A 16,952-nucleotide genomic window follows, 5' to 3' on the forward strand; every position below is an offset into this window, starting at 1 on the left:
CGAGTGGCTCGAGGCCCAGGACCCGGCCGTCCTCGCCAAACTGCGCACCCTGAACGTCGGGCAGAAGCCGAACGACTGGAAGGAATACACGACCCCGCAGGCCGTCTGACCTGCCACCGGTCGTAAGTCGCAGGGGACCCCGCCGATCGGCGGGGTTCGAACAGGCACCTCGGACTGACGAATCGCCCGGCGGGGTGCGCCAAGCTGATACCAGTGCTGATTCCTGCTCAGCCCACACGTGCGATCCCGGGATCCCAAGGGTCCCGGCCACGCCGGAACTCCTTCAGTCTTCTCCACCCGGAGCCGTCCTTGACCTCCACCGCTGTCGCGCCGCGCGAGCCCCGCGAGAAGGTGGCGCACCTCAGTGCGCGCACCGCCGTGTGGTACCTCCGGATCGTCGCCTGCCTGAACCTGTTCGCCGCGGTCTCGCTGACCTTCCGCGAGCAGGTGCAGCACCACAACCACGGTGACTTCTACACGCCCTACCTGCTGACCGCCGGCTTCAGCTCGGCCGCGTTCGCGGTCTTCATGGCCGTGATGATGAACCGTCACAAGCGGGCGGCATGGATCGCCAACACGGTCTTCGCCGGGCTGCTGCTGCTCGCCCTGGTGGTCTCCCTCGCCGGGCAGTCCGGGGTCCGCTCCCACTGGTTCAACTGGGTGACCCTCGCGGTCCTGCTGGTCTTCCAGGCGGCCCTGGTGCTCGGGCGCTCCGAGTTCCGCGCCAAGGGCGACCCGGCCAACCCGCTGCTCGCCTGCGGCCTGCTGATCGGCGGCGGCCTGCTGACGCTGCTGGCCGGCGCCGGCCTGCTCAGCCTCACCGGGGCCGGCCGCGCGTTCACCCTGGGTGACCGGATGGAGTACGTGCTGCTGCGGATGATCACGCTGGGCTCCGAGGGGTCGCAGTACTTCGAGGTCGCGGCGCCGCGCTGGGTCGACATCACCGTCAACGTGCTCAGCGTCGCGGTGCTCACCCTGTTCAGCTACGCGCTGTTCCGCGCGCCCAAGGGCAAGGAGTACCTCAGCCCCGAGGACGAGACGGCGCTGCGCGGACTGCTGGACCGCCACGGCGCCCGCGACTCGCTCGGCTACTTCGCGCTGCGGCGCGACAAGTCCGTGATCTTCTCGCCCAGCGGCAAGGCCGCGGTCACCTACCGCGTCGTCGGCGGCGTCTCGCTGGCCTCCGGCGACCCGATCGGCGACATCGAGGCGTGGCCCGGCGCGATCGAGAAGTGGCTGGAGCAGGCCCGCGAGTACGCCTGGGTGCCCGCCGTCACCGGCGCCAGCGAGGAGGCCGGCGTCGTCTACGCCCGCCACGGCCTGGACGCCCTGGAGCTGGGCGACGAGGCGATCGTCGAGGTCGCCGACTTCTCCCTGGAGGGCCGCTCCATGCGCGGCGTCCGCCAGGCCCACAACCGCGTCCGCCGCGCCGGCTACACCGTCACCGTCCGTCGCCACGCGGACATCCCCGAGGCGGAGATGGACGCCATGATCCGCCGCGCCGACCAGTGGCGCGACGGCTCGACCGAGCGCGGCTGGTCCATGGCGCTGGGCCGCCTCGGCGACCCGGACGACGGCCAGTGCGTGATGCTGGAGTGCCGCGACGCGGACGGCGAGATGCGCGCCCTGCTGAGCTTCGTGCCCTGGGGCGAGCACAGCCTCTCCCTGGACCTGATGCGCCGTGACCGGGACAGCGACAACGGCCTGATGGAGTTCATGGTCATCGAGCTGCTGCAGCAGGCCCGCTCGATCGGGGTGGAGCGCGTCTCGCTGAACTTCGCGGTCTTCCGCGCGGTCTTCGAACGCGGCAGCAAGCTCGGCGCCGGGCCGTTCCTGCGCGCGTGGCGCTCGGTGCTGGTCTTCTTCTCCCGCTGGTGGCAGATCGAGTCCCTCTACCGGGCGAACGCGAAGTACCGCCCGCAGTGGGAGCCGCGCTACGTGCTGTTCGAACGCAGCCGCGACCTGCCGCGCATCGCCCTGGCCAACGCCTGCGTCGAGGGCTTCATCGCCCAGCCCCGCCTCCCCGCGCTCCCGCGCGCCAAGCGCCGCGGCGCTCCGCGCCAGCCCGAGCAGCAGCCGGAGCGGGAGCTCCAGCGCGTGGCGTAGGCGAGCCGGTCGCAGCTCCCCTGTCCCGCAGATGAGCGCGGGACAGGGCAGGCAGGCCATGGAGGCACCGCGAAGGCCTGTCTCCCCTGCGGTTTTGCTGATCCGGTCTCCTGGGTGAAGCTGACCCGCATGCACCACTCGCTCACCTACTGGGACAGTCCCTTCATCAACTTCAGGGACTTCGACTTCCCGGACGGCCGCAGCCACGGGTATCGATGGGTGCACATCAAGCGCTTCCACCTGCCGGCTGACATGCCGGCGGACCGGGACCTGCTGGCAGCCCTGATCGCCCACCCGGAGTTCCGGGACACCTACGACGGAGCCGGGGTCTGGCTGGAAGCACGCCACGGCCAGTGGTGGGCGGACCGGATCACTCCCGGCGCGTACGCGGCCGTCGACGCGTCGACTGCGATCAGCACGATCCACACCTGGGCCACCGACGGCGACCCGCTGCTTCCGCGGGGTCTCGACGCGAGGTTGCGCCAGTCGGTTTACACACCGATCCGCCGAGCGACGAGCCGGTACGCACTCGGGGCTCTCCCCGAAGACGCGCGCCACGACTACGGCCCCATCCACACGGAGTTCCACGAGCTCGTCCTCATCGACCGCCACCTGGGCACCCTGGCGCTCCTGGTTGCCGCCGACGACTGAAAGGCTGCTTCGCGGGCTCAGGCGGTGGGTTCGAAGGCCGGGGTCGCCAGGGGGAAGGAGGCGTCGACGGTGAAGCCGCCGTCGGGGCGCGGGGCGGCCGAGAGGGTGCCGCCGAGGAGTTGGGCGCGTTCGCGCAGGCCGATGAGGCCGTGGCCGCCGCTGGGAAGCAGCAGCGGGACGGCGTCCGGGGAGCCCGCGGTGTTGGTGACGGTGACCCGGAGCGCGCCGGAGGTGCGCGCGAGACGGACGCTGACGGAGGATCCGGGGGCGTGCTTGCGCACGTTGGTGAGGGCCTCCTGGACCGTGCGGTAGGCGGCGCGTTCCACCGGCTCCGGCACGGGGTCCGTCCCGTGGCCGTCGAGGTCGCAGCGCAGGCCCGACTCCGCGACGAGGCGCGGCAGATCCGCGAGCGTGGGCTGCGGGGTCAGCTGCTTCGCGTCCCCGCCGGCGGCCCGCAGCACGCCGACCATCTGGCGCAGCTCCTCCAGGGTCTTCACGGACAGCGTCCGGATCGTCCGCGCGGTCTCCCGCGACGCCTCCGGATCGCCCGCGCGGACCTGGAGCGCGCCCGCCTGGATGGAGATCAGGCTGACCTGGTGCGAGACCACGTCGTGCATCTCGCGGGCCAGTCGGGCCCGCTCCGTCGACAGGACGGACTCCGCGAGCAGCTGGCGCTCGCGTTCCTGGCCCCGGGTCAGCTCGTCCAGGCGGACGGCCAGCTCGCGGCGGGTGTTGACCAGCATGCCGAGCGCTATCGGCGCCGCCGCGGCCAGCACCGAGTACAGCGCCGCCAGCGCGGTGGTCCGGTCCCAGGCGAGGCTGAAGTCGCTGATCGGCCAGGGGACGAACTGGGTGAGCGCCACCAGCAGGCCGCCGAAGCCGACGGCCCAGCGGCTGCGGTGGCACACCGCCACCGAGTACGCCGCGAACATCGGAGCCAGCCAGATCTGGCTGAGCTCCATGCCGGGCAGCGTCGCCAGCAGCACCAGGATCGGCCAGCGCCGGCGCAGCAGCAGCGCCGCCGCGGCCAGCAGCGACGTGGTCATCTGGGTGACCGAGCCGAGGTCGTTGGCCAGCAGCGCGTCCAGCGCGGCGAGCAGCGCCGGGAGGGGGACCGTGATCCAGGGCCGGAAGTACCAGGGGCGCGCGGACCCGGCGGGTGACGCGGCCGGCGAGGCGCCCGGGGAGGCGGCCGGGGAGACGGCGGGCGGGACGGCCGGGGACGGGGCCACGGCCGGAGCCGGGGACGCGGGGGTGCTGCTCACCGGCCGTCCCTGCGGGGGCCGGAACCCGCGCCCGGCACGCTGTCGCCGCCGAGCAGACCCGCCTGGTGCGCGAAGACCGCGGCCTGGACCCGGTTCGCGGTGCCGAGCTTGGCGAGGATCGCGCTGATGTGGTCCTTGACCGTGCCGGTGCTGAGGTACAGCCGAGCGGCGATGTCCGCGTTGGACAGGCCCTCGCCCAGCAGCGTGAGCACGTCCAGCTCGCGGGTGGTCATCGCGGCCAGCCGGGCCGCCGTCTGCCGGTCCGGGCCGGAGTCGAGGTAGCCGGCGATGACGGTGTCCGTGACCGCGGGGGAGAGGATCCGCCCGCCGGAGGCGAGCACCCGGACCGCGTGCATCAGCTGCTCGGGATCGGTGTCCTTGAGCAGGAAGCCGCCCGCGCCCGAGCGCAGCGCCGTGCCGATGTACTCGTCGCTGTCGAAGGTGGTCAGCATGGCGACCGCGGGCGGCTCGGGCAGCTGCATCAGGCCGCGCAGCACGGTGAGACCGTCGACGTCGGGCATCCGCACGTCCAGCAGCACGACCTGCGGGCGCAGCTCCGCCACCGTCGCCACGGCCTCGCCGCCGCCGCAGGTGCCCACGACCTCGATGTCGGGGGCGGAGCCCACGATCAGGCTCAGGCCGGAGCGGACGAGCGTCTCGTCGTCGACGATGACCACACGGATCACGGGCGGACCTTTCACTGTCAGGTGCTGGATTCACCGACCGGGCGGAGCCGCGCAGATGTACGCGGGCTGTGTGTCGGTGCCTCGGCATAGAGCCTACGAGGCGCGGCGTTCGAACGGGCAGATGCAGGGTGTGACGTACCCGGACGGGGACTTGCCGAAGGTGCGTCGAAGGGGAGAGGCTGCCCACGGCGTATGCGGTTCCTTCGGCGGACACCGGACGAGGAGTGATCCATGGCACAGCGGCTGCGCCTGGACGGGCTGGCCTACGGCGGCGACTACAACCCCGAGCAGTGGCCGGAGCCGGTCTGGGCGGAGGACGTGGCGCTGATGCGGGAGGCCGGCGTCAACCTGGTGAGCCTCGGCATCTTCTCCTGGGCCAGGCTGGAGCCGCGGCCAGGCGAGTTCGACTTCGGCTGGCTCGACCGTGTCGTCGAGCTGCTGCACTCCGCCGGTGTGGCCGTCGACCTGGCCACCCCCACCGCCGCGCCGCCCGCCTGGTTCCAGAAGGCCAACCCCCACGTCCGCCCCGTCACGGCCGACGGCCGGGTCCTCGGCTACGGCGCGCGACAGACCTACTGCCCGAGCTCGCCCGAGTACGCCGAGGCGGCGGCCCGGATCACCCGCGAGCTCGCCGCCCGCTACGCCGGCCACCCGGCCGTCGTGCTCTGGCACGTCCACAACGAGTACGGCTGCCACGTCGCGCGCTGCTACTGCGAGCGCTCGGCGGCCGCCTTCCGTGACTGGCTGCGCGACCGCTACACGACCGTGGACGCGCTGAACGACGCCTGGGGCACCTCCTTCTGGGGCCAGCGCTACGACTCCTTCGACGAGGTCGACGCCCCGCGGCAGGCTCCGACGGCGGTGAACCCGGCCCAGCAGCTCGACTTCCGCCGCTTCTCCTCGGACGCCCTGCTGACGCTCTACAAGGCGGAGCGGGACATCATCCGCGCCGCCGACCCGGACGTGCCGATCACCACGAACTTCATGGCCGGCCTCACCGACAACCTCGACTACTGGGCCTGGGCCCGCGAGGTGGACCTGGTCGCCACCGACCACTACCTCTCCGCCGAGCGCCCCGACAACCAGATCGGCCTGGCGCTCAGCGCCGACCTGACCCGCTCGCTCGCGGGCGGCGCGCCGTGGCTGCTGATGGAGCACTCCACCTCGGCCGTGAACTGGCAGCAGCGCAACATCGCCAAGCGTCCCGGCGAGATGGCCCGCAACAGCCTCGCGCACGTCGCGCGCGGCGCGGACGGCGTCATGTTCTTCCAGTGGCGCGCCTCCCGGGCGGGCGCGGAGAAGTACCACTCCGCGATGGTCCCGCACGCCGGCACCGACACCCGGCTGTGGCGCGAGGTCGTCGACCTGGGCGCCCGGCTGCGCGAGCTGGCGCCGCTGCGCGGCAGCCGGGTCACGGCGGACGTGGCGATCGTGTGGGACTGGGAGTCGCGCTGGGCGCTGGAGCTGGAGTACCGGCCCAGTGCCGAGCTGGACTTCCGCGAGCGGATCGACGCCTACTACGAGCGGCTGTGGCGGGCGGGCGTCACCGTCGACTTCGTCCACCCCGGCGCGGACCTCGGCGGCTACCGGCTCGTGGTCGCGCCCTCGATGTACGTGACCCGCGCCGCGTGGGCGGAGAACCTGCGCGCCTGGGTCCGCTCCGGCGGCACCCTGCTGACCAGCTACTTCACCGGGATCGTCGACGAGAACGACGCCGTCCACCTCGGTGGCTACCCGGGCGCGCTGCGCGACGTGCTGGGCGTGCGCACGGAGGAGTTCCTGCCGCTGCGCCGGGGCGAGACCACCACGCTGGCCGCCACGGCCCGGATGGACGTCGCCGCGGCCGCGCCCGGTACCGCCTCCCGCTGGGCCGAGGACCTCTCCCTGGACGGCGCCTCCGCCGTCCTCCAGCACGCCGACGGGCCGGCGTCCGGGCGTCCGGCCGTGACCCGGCACCCCTTCGGCTCGGGCACCGCCTGGTACGTCGCCACCGCTCCCGACGCGGGCACCCTCGACGCGGTGCTGCGCGCCGCGCTCGCGGACGCGGGCGTGCGCACCCCCGGCGGGGTCCCGGACGGCGTCGAGCGGGTCCGCCGTCACGGTGCGGACGGGCGGGTCTGGGAGATCGTGATCAACCACACCCGGTCCGATGCGACCCTTCCCGGGCCGGAAGGTCCGCTTTCGGTACCCGCCGGAACGGTCCGGGTGCTGGCCTCCGAGCCGCTGGAGTCGGTAGGTTCGCCGACGGACCATTGACCGGCCGGTGGCCGGGGCGTGACCTTCAGGGACGGGGAGAACCGCGTGGCGCAGGAACGAGCGTTGGTGTTCGGCACGACGGCGGAGGCGTACGACGCGGCCCGCCCCACCTACCCGCAGGCCCTGGTCGACACGGTCCTCGCCTATGCGGGTGGCGCGTCGGCGGGTGGCGCGGTGACCGGATCCCTGCGGGCCGTCGAGTTCGGCGCGGGGACGGGCAAGGCCACGGCCGTCTTCGGCGGGCGCGGCCTGCCGGTGCTGGCCGTCGAGCCGGACCCCCGGATGGCCGAGGTGCTGCGCCGCAAGGTGGCCGCGCTGCCGCACGTCGAGATCGAGGTCTCGTGCTTCGAGCAGTGGCAGCCGGGCGGGCGGCGCTTCGACCTCGCCTACGCCGCCCAGGCATGGCACTGGCTGGACCCGGAGACCCGCCGGGACCGGGTCTTCGACATGCTCGCGCCCGGCGGCGCCCTCGCGCTGTTCTGGAACCTGCTCGGCATCGTCGACCCGGTCGTGCACCGGGAGCTCGCCGCCGTCGACACCGCCTACGGCGCGGGCATCCTTCGGGTGACCGGCCTCGCCTCGGACTTCGACGGCGAGATCGAGTCGACCGAGGAGAACGGCTGGGCGGGATGGGAGTTCGGCGCCGACGAGCGGTTCACCGACCAGCGCTCGGTGCGGCTGCGCAACGGCGTCGCCCGGCGCGGCGCCGACTCCTGGCTCGCCGCCGTCGCCACCTACTCCGGCGTGCAGATCATGGAGCCGGAAAGGCGTGCGGAGTTCCTCGCCGAGCTGCGCTCCTGCCTGGACGCGCACGGCGGCTTCCTCGACATCGCGTGGTTCACCGACCTCTTCGTGGCCCGACGCGTTCCGGCGGGGGCGGGAGCGTAGCCGTCGGGTGCGGGCGTCGGGCATAGGGTGAACGGATTCGCAGGCTGACGGGGTGGGACGCGGAGAGTGAGTACAACCGGGACGACGGTCGTCGCGCAGCGGCGCGTACGGCTGGTGACGGGGGAGCTCGGAAGCTCGGAGAGCCGGATACCGGCATGGGCCTACAGCTGGGGCACGGCGGCGGTCTTCGCCGTGCTCTACACGGTGCTGTCGGTGCGCCGCCACCAGCTCCAGCAGACCGCCGGCTACGACCTCGGCATCTTCGAACAGGCGGTGCGCGCCTACGCCCACCTCCGGGCGCCGGTCACCCCGCTCAAGGGCCCCGGCTTCGACGTCCTGGGCGACCACTTCAGCCCGGCGGTCGCCGTGCTCGCGCCGTTCTACCGGATCTTCCCGAGCCCGGTGACGCTGCTGGTCGCCCAGAGCGTGCTGCTGTCGCTGGCGATCGTGCCGCTCGCGGACTGGGCGCTGACCGCGCGCGGTCCGCGCACCGCGCTGGTGGTGGGCTTCGGGCTGGGCGCGTCCTGGGGGGTCGTGCAGGCCGCCGCGTTCGACTTCCACGAGGTGGCGCTCGCCGTGCCGCTGATCGCCTACACGGTGCGCGCCCTCGGCGAGGAGCGGTGGCGGGCGGCCGCGCTGTGGTCGCTGCCCCTGCTGCTGGTCAAGGAGGACCAGGGCCTGACGGTCGCCGCCGTCGGCGTCTACGTCGCGCTGCGCGGCCCGCGCCGGCTCGGCCTGTGGCTCACCGCCGCCGGAGCCCTCGGCACCTGCGTGGAGGTGCTGCTGGTGCTGCCCGCCGTCAACGTCCACGGCGGGTTCGACTACTGGCAGCAGATCACCGGCGGCGGGAGCGCCACCACCGGCGGCGTCACCCAGGCCGGGGGCGGCGGCTCCGTCATCGGCCTGCTGCTGCACCTGCCCTGGCCGCCCGTCAAATGGCTGACGGTGCTGATGCTGCTGGCCCCCAGCGCGTTCCTGGGCCTGCGCTCGCCCCTGACGCTGCTGTGCGTCCCGACGCTGCTGTGGCGCTTCGCCTCCGGCAACACCCACTACTGGGGCGTCGCGTACCACTACAGCGCGGTGCTGATGCCGATCGTCTTCGGCGGCTTCGTCCACGCGCTCAGCCGCGGCGGCCTCACGCGGCGCAGAGGGCGCGCGCTGCTGGCGGTGAGCGCCGCCTTCACGGCGGCGACGCTGCCCTTCTTCCCGATGCGCGAACTGGTGCTGCCACCGCAGTGGATCACCCCCGCCCACGTCGAGACGGCCGACGCCATACTGGGCGAGATCCCGAACGGCGTGAAGGTCGCCGCCAGCAACCGCCTCGCCGCCCAACTCGTCCACCGCGACACGGTCACCCTGGTCTGCATGCGTGCCGCGTCCGCCGACGCCGCCTGGGTCGTCGTGGACGCCACCGACTCCAAGGCCATCGCCCCCTGTTCGGCTGACACGGCCGTCGCCGAGCTCTCCCGCTTCGAGGCCCGCGGCTACACCCTGGTCGCCCAGAGCGACGGCGTCACCCTGCTGCGGCGTTGACCGCGCCGCTGTGCGGCATAGGCTGATCATCATGTCCGACCATGTGCGCCTGCGCCCCATCGCCGCGAAGGATCTCGACCTGCTGGAGCGGCTCTTCGAGGATCCGGTGGAGGCCGGGGAGTTCGGCTTCTTCGGCCACCGCAACCCCGGGGCGCTGCGGCGCGCGTGGGCGGAGCAGGGCTTCCTGTCGCCCCAGGGCGGACGGCTGGCCGTCGTCGGTGAGGACGACCGGTTCGTCGGCGAGGTGGAGTGGCGCGAGGTCATGCAGGGCCCCGCGTCGCCGTGCTGGAACATCGGCATCGGCCTGCTGGCCGCCGAGCGCGGCAAAGGCTACGGCACGCGCGCCCAGCGGCTGCTGGCCGAGTACCTGTTCGCCCACACGCGGGTGAACCGGATCGAGGCCAGCACCGAGGTCGTCAACACCGCGGAGCAGCGCGCGCTGGAGCGCGCGGGCTTCACCCGGGAGGGCGTCATCCGCGGCGGATGCTTCCGCGCGGGCGCGTGGCGCGACATGGTCCTGTACTCCGTACTCCGAGCCGAGGTTGCCGCACGCTAGGGCCTGTCTTCAAACTCGCGCCGGATCAGCCCGGCTCGTCTGGCACGGCCAGATGCAAGGCGGAGGGGCGCCCTCGTACTGGATGTACTTGGGCGTGCCGACAACGCAGCAGATGGTCGTGGCAGGCGGGCCGGGCCCGGCGGGGGTTTGAAGACAGGCCCAAGGGGCGCGAGCCCCGCGCCCCTTGACGGTGCGACGGCGGCTCAGCCCAAGCGGTCGACTCCCGTCACGCGCAGGACCGCGCGACCCTCCTCGTCGGAGGAGTGGAGGTCGACCTCCGCGCTGATGCCCCAGTCGTGGTCGCCCGCCGGGTCGTCGAAGATCTGGCGGACCAGCCACGCGCCCTGGACCGTCTCCTCGTCGATGATCAGCATCTTCGGGCCGCGCGCGTCCGGGCCGGTGAAGAGGTCGTCGTGCTCGTCCCAGTACGCGTCCATCGCGTCCGCCCAGCGGTCCGCGTCCCAGCCGCCGTCCTCGGCGTCCAGCTCCGCGAGCGCGCCGTAGTTCTCCAGCGCGCACAGCTCGACCCGGCGGAAGAGCGCGTTGCGGACCAGGACGCGGAAGGCGCGCTTGTTGGCGGTGACCGGCGCGGTCTTCTCCTCCAGCGACTCCTCCAGCTCCTCCTCGTCCTCGGGGTTGGCCAGTTGCTCCCACTCGTCCAGCAGCGAGGAGTCCACCTGGCGGACGAGCTCGCCCAGCCAGGAGATCAGGTCCCGCAGGTCCTCGGACTTCAGGTGATCCGGGACGGTGTGCTCGACCGCCTTGTACGCCGAGGCGAGGTAGCGCAGCACCAGGCCCTCGGTGCGCGGCAGCTCGTAGAAGCCGACGTAGTCGGTGAAGGTCATCGCGCGCTCGTACAGGTCGCGGGCGACGGTCTTGGGGCGCAGCGGGTGGTCGCTGATCCACGGGTGCGAGCGGCGGTAGACCTCGTACGCGTGCTCCAGCAGCTCCTGGAGCGGCTTGGGGTAGGAGATCTCCTGGAGCCGCTCCATCCGCTCCTCGTACTCGATCCCGTCGCGCTTCATCTCCGCGACGGCCTCCCCGCGCGCCTTGTTCTCCTGCGCGTGCAGGATCTGGCGCGGGTCGTCCAGCGTCGACTCCACCACCGAGAGGACGTCGAGCGCGTACGTCGGCGAGGCCGGGTCCAGCAGCTCGAAGGCGGCCAGCGCGAAGGTGGACAGCGGCTGGGTGAGCGAGAAGTCGTCCTGGAGGTCGACGGTCAGGCGGACGATGCGGCCGGTCTCGTCCGGGTGCGGCAGGCGCTCGACGACGCCGCCGGCCTCCAGGGAGCGGTAGATGGCGATGGCCTCGCGGATGTGGCGGCGACGGGTCCTCGGGTCGTCGTCGTTGTCCGTCAGCAGGTGCCGCATCGCCTCGAAGGCGTTGCCGGGGCGGTTGATGACGGAGAGCAGCATCAGGTGGCTCACCTTGAAGCGGGAGACCAGCGGCTCGGGTGCCGCGTCGATGAGCTTGGTGAAGGTCTCCTCGCCCCAGGAGACGAAGCCCTCGGGCGCCTTCTTCCGGACCACCTTGCGCTTCTTCTTCGGGTCGTCGCCCGCCTTGGCGACGGCCCGCTCGTTCTCGATGACGTGCTCGGGGGCCTGCGCGACGACGGTCCCGACCGTGTCGAAGCCGGCGCGGCCGGCGCGGCCGGCGATCTGGTGGAACTCCCGCGCGCGCAGCATCCGGACGCGCTGGCCGTCGTACTTGGAGAGCGCGGTGAACAGCACCGTGCGGATCGGCACGTTGACGCCGACGCCGAGGGTGTCGGTGCCGCAGATGACCTTCAGCAGACCGGCCTGCGCCAACCGCTCCACCAGGCGGCGGTACTTGGGCAGCATGCCGGCGTGGTGGATGCCGATGCCGTGCCGCACGAAGCGCGAGAGGTTGCGGCCGAACTTGGTGGTGAAGCGGAAGTTGCCGATGAGCGCGGCGATCGCGTCCTTCTCGGCCTTGGTGCACATGTTGATGCTCATCAGCGCCTGCGCCCGCTCCACGGCCTGCGCCTGCGTGAAGTGCACGACGTAGACCGGCGCCTGACCCGCCTTCAGCAGGTCTTCGAGCGTGTCGTGGATGGGCGTGCGCTGGTACTCGTAGAACAGCGGAACCGGGCGCGTCGCCGAGGAGACGGTCGTGGTGGCGCGGCCGGTGCGACGCTTGAGGTCCGCCTCGAACTTGCGCACGTCGCCGAGGGTCGCCGACATCAGCAGGAACTGCGCCTGCGGCAGCTCGATCAGCGGCACCTGCCAGGCCCAGCCGCGGTCCGGCTCGGCGTAGAAGTGGAACTCGTCCATGACGACCTGCTGGACGTCCGCCTGCGCGCCGTCACGCAGCGCGATCGAGGCGAGCACCTCGGCGGTGCAGCAGATGATCGGCGCGGTCGGGTTGACGGACGCGTCGCCCGTCATCATGCCGACCTTCTCCGTGCCGAACATCTTCACCAGGTCGAAGAACTTCTCCGAGACCAGCGCCTTGATCGGCGCGGTGTAGAAGGTCCGCTGCCCGTTCGCCAGCGCGGTGAAGTGCGCACCGGCCGCGACCAGGCTCTTTCCCGAGCCGGTCGGGGTGTTCAGGATGACGTTGTTGCCCGAGACGATCTCGATCAGCGCCTCTTCCTGAGCGGGGTAGAGGGTGATCCCGCGCTCCTCCGCCCACCCGGCGAAGGCCGTGAAGAGCTCGTCGGGCTGGGGGCTGGCGGGGATGAGATCAGTCAGGGTCACCGGACCATTCTGCCTGGTCCGGCTCCTCCCGCTGGAGCCTCCCCGCCCGCCGGGCTCATCCGTGGTTCTCCGCGGTCCACCGGCGCGACTGGTCGGCCTCCCTCGATCGCCCGAGCTCGTCCAGCGCGGCGGCCTGCATGGCCAGCACCTTGAGGAGACGCGGGACCAGGACGGGCGCGGCCCCGACACGGCGACGGTAGATCTCCGCCGCCTCCGCCGTGAGTGCCAGCGCCTCGGCGAAGTCGCTCTCCCGCGCCCGGACGAAGGCGAGAACGGTCAGCGACAGGGCGAGATCGGCTTCATGGGCGTCGGGGATCCCCGTCGCCAGCCGACGCCGGATCTCCACGGCCTCCCGCGCGGCCGCCAGCGCCTCGTCGGGCCGCCCGAGCTCCGACAGCCGGACGCCGAGGTTGTTCAGCGACAGGGCGAGCATGGGCTCGTGGGCGGCGGGATCCCGCGTTCCCAGCCGCACCAGGATGCCCACCGCCTGCTCGGTGACGGTCAGCGCCTCGTCCCGCCGCCCGAAGGTCCACAGGTGCTCCCCGAGGTTGCTCAGCGAGCTCGCGAAGTCGGGTTCGTGGGCGGCCGGGTTCCTCAGCGCCAGGTCACGCAGGGCCTCGACCGCGCGCTCGGTGACGGCCAGCGCCTCGCCGTGCCGCCCCGCCGCCGCCAGCCGGATGCCGAGGCTGGTCAAGGAGCGGGCGTGGTCGAATCCGTAGGCCGCCGGCGTCCGTGCCGCGAGCCCGGCCAGGATCCGCTCCGCCTGCTCCGTGACGGCCAGCGCCTCGCCGTGCCGCCCCGCCGCCGACAGCTGGACCCCGAGGTCGGTCAGGGAGGTCGCGAGGTCGGGTTCGTGGGCGGCTGCGTCCTGCGCCGTCAGTCGCTGGAGGATCGTCACCGCCTGCCCCGTGACGGCCAGCGCTTCGCTCCGCCGCCCCACACCCGCGAGCCGGGCGCCGAGGTTGTGCAGTGAGAGCGCCAGGTCGGGTTCGTAGGCCGCTGGGTCGTCCGCCGCCAGCCGACCCCAGATCTCCACCGCCTGTCCCGTGGCGTCCAGCGCCTCGCCGTGGCGTCCCAGCTCCGCCAGGACGGCCCCGAGGTTGTTCAGTGAGCCGGCGAGGTCGGGTGCGTAGGTCGCCGGATCGTCCCCCGCCAGCCGATTCCACGTCTCCGCCGCCTGCTCCATGGCGGCCAGCGCCTCGGACTGCCGTCCCGACTGCGACAGGAGGGATCCGAGGTTGTTCAGTGAGCGGGCGAGGTCGGGTGCGTGGGCTGCCGGGTTCTCAGCCGCCGGCCCGGCCCAGATCTCCGTGGCCCGCTCGGCGGCGAGGAGGGCGTCGCGGCGAAGACCGATCCGGGACAGGCGCAGCGCGAGATGGTCGATGACGCGGGCTCGGGTGGGCGGGTCGTCCGTGGCGGCCAGGACGTGATCGGCCAGGCGCGCGGTGACGGCCGCGATGCCGATGTCCAGATCCGTGTGCCCGGAGGTCGGGAAGAGGTCCGCGACGGCGGCCAGAAGGCCGGCGGGGACGTCGTCCTTCTCGGCCAGGGCGAACAGCGCGTTGCCGCCCGCCTGCAGGGCGAGTTCGGGGTGGGCCCGCAGCAGGGGGTAGAGCTCGCCCGTCGCGACGTGGGGCCAGCGGCGGGCGGTCTCGATCAGCACCGTCAGCACGTCGCGGGCCCAGGGCGCGGGCGCGTCCGGGTCGGCGGATGCCCTCAGCAGGAGCCGCTCGGCGACGCCGTGAGCCCAGTCGTCGGTGGCCGCGTCGGGCACGGGATGGGGCGTTTCGGGCCCGGCGGGAGTGGTCAGGCCGAGGAAGTCCTCCCCGAGGCGGTCGGGGTAGAGCGGTTCGAGCACGGTGACCGCGCGCGCGGGGTCGCCGGGCGGTGGCGGGTAGCAGGAGCGGTGGTCGTCCAGGACCGTGTTGGCGGCTTCGGTGGTGTCGGCGAGCCCGGCGTTGCCGAGGGCCTGACGCCCTTGGGCGCGCGTCAGCTGTCGGGTGAGGGTGGCGGTCAGCACTGCGCGGCCCATCGTCTCCGGGGTGGTGGAGAGCGGCCCGGACGTGCGCCCGCGCAGGGCGCTCCAGTGGGCGCGTTCGCGCTTCAGCAGGTAGGCCGAGGCGCGCGCGGGGTTGTCCGGGGCCTTGTCGTCGCGCAGGTGGGCGTCGACGGCGGCCAGCGCGGCGATGTGGAGGGTCAGGACCTGGGCGTAGTCGTCGTGGAGGTCGAGATCCGCGGGGGACTCGATCCGGGTCGCCTGGTCGGCGGGAAGGCCGAGGTGGTCGGCGAAGCTGTCGCGCGCGTGGCGGAACAGGTCGGCGCGCGCCGCCGGTTCCCCGGCCAGGGGCCGGAGGGGGTGGGTTTCGGCGGGTGCGTCGAGGGCGTCGCCGATCCAGGTCTCCAGGCTCTCCCACCAGACGCCGGCCGGGCGGGCCAGCAGCAGGATCCGCACCGGGACACCAGCGCGGTGCAGCAGCGGCTCCTGCAGCAGCTTGCGGAGGTCCGCGGTCGGCCAGCGTTCGGCGTAGTCGACCACCAGCAGGATCCCGGCCCCGGTCCCGGGGACCGGGTCGGTGGCGATGGGGTCGGCGCCGGTCTCGTTCGCCACCGCCTGCCACACCGTCCACCCCGCCGCGCGGCTGATCTCGGCGAAGTGCGCGGCGAGCCGGCTCTTGCCCTGGCCGCCGGGGCCGTGCACGAGCCGCACGGCCAGCCTGTCGGACCCGTCGTCGCGCCAGCCGGCCAACTCCGCCAGGTCGTCGACGCGGCCGGTGAACGGGACCACCTGGTGCACGGCCCGCAGCAGCCGGGAGGGCTGCTGCGCGAGGATCCGGGCCGACACCCGGCGGGGCTCGACGGGGAAGCTCTCGACCCGGTAGGCGGGCTTCCACTGGTGGACGAAGTGGACGTGCTGGATGCCGTGGTCGCCCGCGATGAACGCGGTGGGACCGTGGAAGACGCCGCCCTGGTCGGTCACGACTGCGGCCCGAAGCGGACGTCCTGCCGGTTGTTGTTCCCGGCCTGGAAGGCGACCGGGCCATGGAAGGTGTTGCCCGACACGAGCCCCGCCGCGCCGGTCGAGCCGTCCGTCGCCTCGCTCAGCAGTCGCCTCAACTCGGCGGCAGCCGTCGCCCGTTCCTCGTCGTCGCCCAGATCCTCCAGCAGGTCGAGGAAGCGGGTCTGCCAGGAGGCCGCCGCCAGCCCCTGCGCCTGTTCGGCCGCGCCGGGCGCGGCGCTCTCCAGCTCCGCCGCCGTGCGGTCCAGCCGTTCCAGCGCTGTCTGCTGTGCGGCCTCCGGCGCGTGGCCGCGCCGGAAGAGGCGAGCGACCCCCTCGCGCAGTCCGTTCCAGGCGTCGGTGCCGGCGGCCTTCGCCACGGCCGTTCCCGCCGTCGTCGCAAGGGCGAGCAGCTCCGGTTCCAACATGATCCCCCCAGGGTCTGGCCGGCCACCCGCGGGGCGGACGCCGCGCCCGCCCCCCGGTTTCGTGCAGCGTACTGCGGGCTTCGGCCCTCTGTGGGTGATTTGACTGACCGTCTGGTCGGCGAATTCCGTGACCGCGTCCCGATCAGGTGGGTTGGCCGTGGGAGCCCGCCTCCAGGGTCGCGCGGAGGGCCGACAGGGTTCCGGCGACGCGGGCCAGGTCCTCGGCGCCGACCGCCGAGCTGAGCGAGGCGAGCTCGCTCTCGACGACCGGACGGCCGGCGGCCAGCTGCCGCTCGCCCTGGAAGGTGAGCCGCAGGACGGACGAGCGGCGGTCCTGGGGGTGCGGGACGCGCTCGCACCAGCCCGCGGCGACCAGGCGGTCCACCGCCTTGCTGACGGCTCCCACGGTGATCGCGACTTCGCCGACGAGGTCGAGCACGCGGCATCCCGGCACCCGATCGATGATCTCCAGAAACTCGAACTGTCCCAGGCTCAGCCCGAGTTCGGCGCGCAGTCGGGCGTTGACGGCGTTGTAGAGCCGGGTCTCGACCCGGACGAGGTCGACGAAGACCGGAGTGACGCGACTCACAAAAACCTCCAATGGATTCCTGGGAATCATCTTCCTCGGAATCTGGTTAACTTGCGACAGATGGATTCCCAGGAATCCATCCTCGCATCCCGGCAGACCGACGGAGGCCCGATCATGTCCCGACAGCAGCGCCAAGCCCTGGACGCCCTGCTCCGCTCCGCCCCGCGCGGCGAGACGCCGCCCACCGTCGAGGAGCAGCGCAGCGGCTTCGCCGCGGCCGTCGGCCGGCCCGCGCCGCAGGATGTGGCCACCCGCCGCACCGTCCTCGGCGGGGGCGCG

The 16,952-nt window shown here is 72.9% G+C and carries 12 protein-coding genes; 6 read left to right on the forward strand and 6 right to left on the reverse strand.

All coding sequences use genetic code 11. The features are described 5' to 3' along the window. The first annotated feature begins 309 nt into the window (after positions 1-309). Both TR50_RS32610 and TR50_RS32615 read left to right on the forward strand, forming a co-directional pair. Positions 310-2,106 carry a phosphatidylglycerol lysyltransferase domain-containing protein gene (locus TR50_RS32610; RefSeq protein WP_052441620.1) on the forward strand — a complete coding sequence of 599 codons (1,797 nt, stop codon included), beginning with the start codon at positions 310-312 and terminating at the stop codon, positions 2,104-2,106. A gap of 114 nt (positions 2,107-2,220) precedes the next feature. Then, positions 2,221-2,757: a hypothetical protein gene (locus tag TR50_RS32615; protein WP_236654687.1), complete on the forward strand. Its 537-nt coding sequence runs from the start codon at positions 2,221-2,223 to the stop codon at positions 2,755-2,757. A 17-nt stretch (positions 2,758-2,774) separates the two neighbouring features. On the opposite strand, the gene TR50_RS32620 is transcribed toward TR50_RS32615, so the two are convergent. Both TR50_RS32620 and TR50_RS32625 read right to left on the reverse strand, forming a co-directional pair. Next, positions 2,775-4,022: a sensor histidine kinase gene (locus TR50_RS32620; protein ID WP_236654688.1), complete on the reverse strand. Its 1,248-nt coding sequence runs from the start codon at positions 4,020-4,022 to the stop codon at positions 2,775-2,777. After that, positions 4,019-4,708 carry a response regulator gene (locus TR50_RS32625; protein ID WP_042430753.1) on the reverse strand — a complete coding sequence of 230 codons (690 nt, stop codon included), beginning with the start codon at positions 4,706-4,708 and terminating at the stop codon, positions 4,019-4,021. Before TR50_RS32625 ends, TR50_RS32620 begins: the two co-directional genes overlap by 4 nt. Positions 4,709-4,939: 231 nt before the next feature. Here TR50_RS32625 and TR50_RS32630 point away from each other — a divergent pair, with 231 nt between their 5' ends. From TR50_RS32630 to TR50_RS32645, 4 genes are all read left to right on the forward strand, one after another. Further along, on the forward strand, positions 4,940-6,964 hold the full coding sequence (locus tag TR50_RS32630; RefSeq protein WP_042430756.1) for a beta-galactosidase: 2,025 nt from the start codon (positions 4,940-4,942) through the stop codon (positions 6,962-6,964). Positions 6,965-7,009: 45 nt separating this feature from the next. Further along, the gene (locus TR50_RS32635; protein ID WP_160311226.1) at positions 7,010-7,852 is read left to right on the forward strand and encodes a class I SAM-dependent methyltransferase; all 843 of its coding nucleotides are present in this window, start codon (positions 7,010-7,012) and stop codon (positions 7,850-7,852) included. Positions 7,853-7,918: 66 nt separating this feature from the next. Then, positions 7,919-9,385: a DUF2079 domain-containing protein gene (locus tag TR50_RS32640; RefSeq protein WP_236654689.1), complete on the forward strand. Its 1,467-nt coding sequence runs from the start codon at positions 7,919-7,921 to the stop codon at positions 9,383-9,385. A 31-nt stretch (positions 9,386-9,416) separates the two neighbouring features. Further along, the gene (locus TR50_RS32645) at positions 9,417-9,941 is read left to right on the forward strand and encodes a GNAT family N-acetyltransferase (protein WP_042430758.1); all 525 of its coding nucleotides are present in this window, start codon (positions 9,417-9,419) and stop codon (positions 9,939-9,941) included. Positions 9,942-10,144: 203 nt separating this feature from the next. Here TR50_RS32645 and TR50_RS32650 read toward each other — a convergent pair whose 3' ends face one another. The 4 genes from TR50_RS32650 to TR50_RS32665 form a co-directional block, all read right to left on the reverse strand. Further along, a complete protein-coding gene (locus tag TR50_RS32650; protein WP_042430760.1) occupies positions 10,145-12,661 on the reverse strand; it encodes a DEAD/DEAH box helicase in 2,517 nt (838 codons plus the stop codon). A 55-nt stretch (positions 12,662-12,716) separates the two neighbouring features. Next, on the reverse strand, positions 12,717-15,638 hold the full coding sequence (locus tag TR50_RS32655) for a tetratricopeptide repeat protein (RefSeq protein ID WP_052441622.1): 2,922 nt from the start codon (positions 15,636-15,638) through the stop codon (positions 12,717-12,719). Beyond that, positions 15,635-16,084, reverse strand: a complete 450-nt coding sequence (locus TR50_RS32660) for a hypothetical protein (RefSeq protein WP_052441623.1) — start codon at positions 16,082-16,084, stop codon at positions 15,635-15,637. Before TR50_RS32660 ends, TR50_RS32655 begins: the two co-directional genes overlap by 4 nt. A gap of 142 nt (positions 16,085-16,226) precedes the next feature. Beyond that, positions 16,227-16,673 carry a MarR family winged helix-turn-helix transcriptional regulator gene (locus TR50_RS32665; RefSeq protein WP_042430763.1) on the reverse strand — a complete coding sequence of 149 codons (447 nt, stop codon included), beginning with the start codon at positions 16,671-16,673 and terminating at the stop codon, positions 16,227-16,229. Positions 16,674-16,952: the final 279 nt, after the last annotated feature.

Origin of the sequence: Streptacidiphilus anmyonensis (assembly GCF_000787855.1) — a bacterium.
GTDB classification, from domain to species: domain Bacteria; phylum Actinomycetota; class Actinomycetes; order Streptomycetales; family Streptomycetaceae; genus Streptacidiphilus; species Streptacidiphilus anmyonensis.

Excerpts from the sequence above, each read along its gene's own strand:
- TR50_RS32630 (WP_042430756.1), top strand. The coding sequence starts at position 4,940 with ATGGCACAGCGGCTGCGCCTGGACGGGCTGGCCTACGGCGGCGACTAC.
- TR50_RS32645 (WP_042430758.1), top strand. The coding sequence starts at position 9,417 with ATGTCCGACCATGTGCGCCTGCGCCCCATCGCCGCGAAGGATCTCGAC.
- TR50_RS32660 (WP_052441623.1), bottom strand. The coding sequence starts at position 16,084 with ATGTTGGAACCGGAGCTGCTCGCCCTTGCGACGACGGCGGGAACGGCC.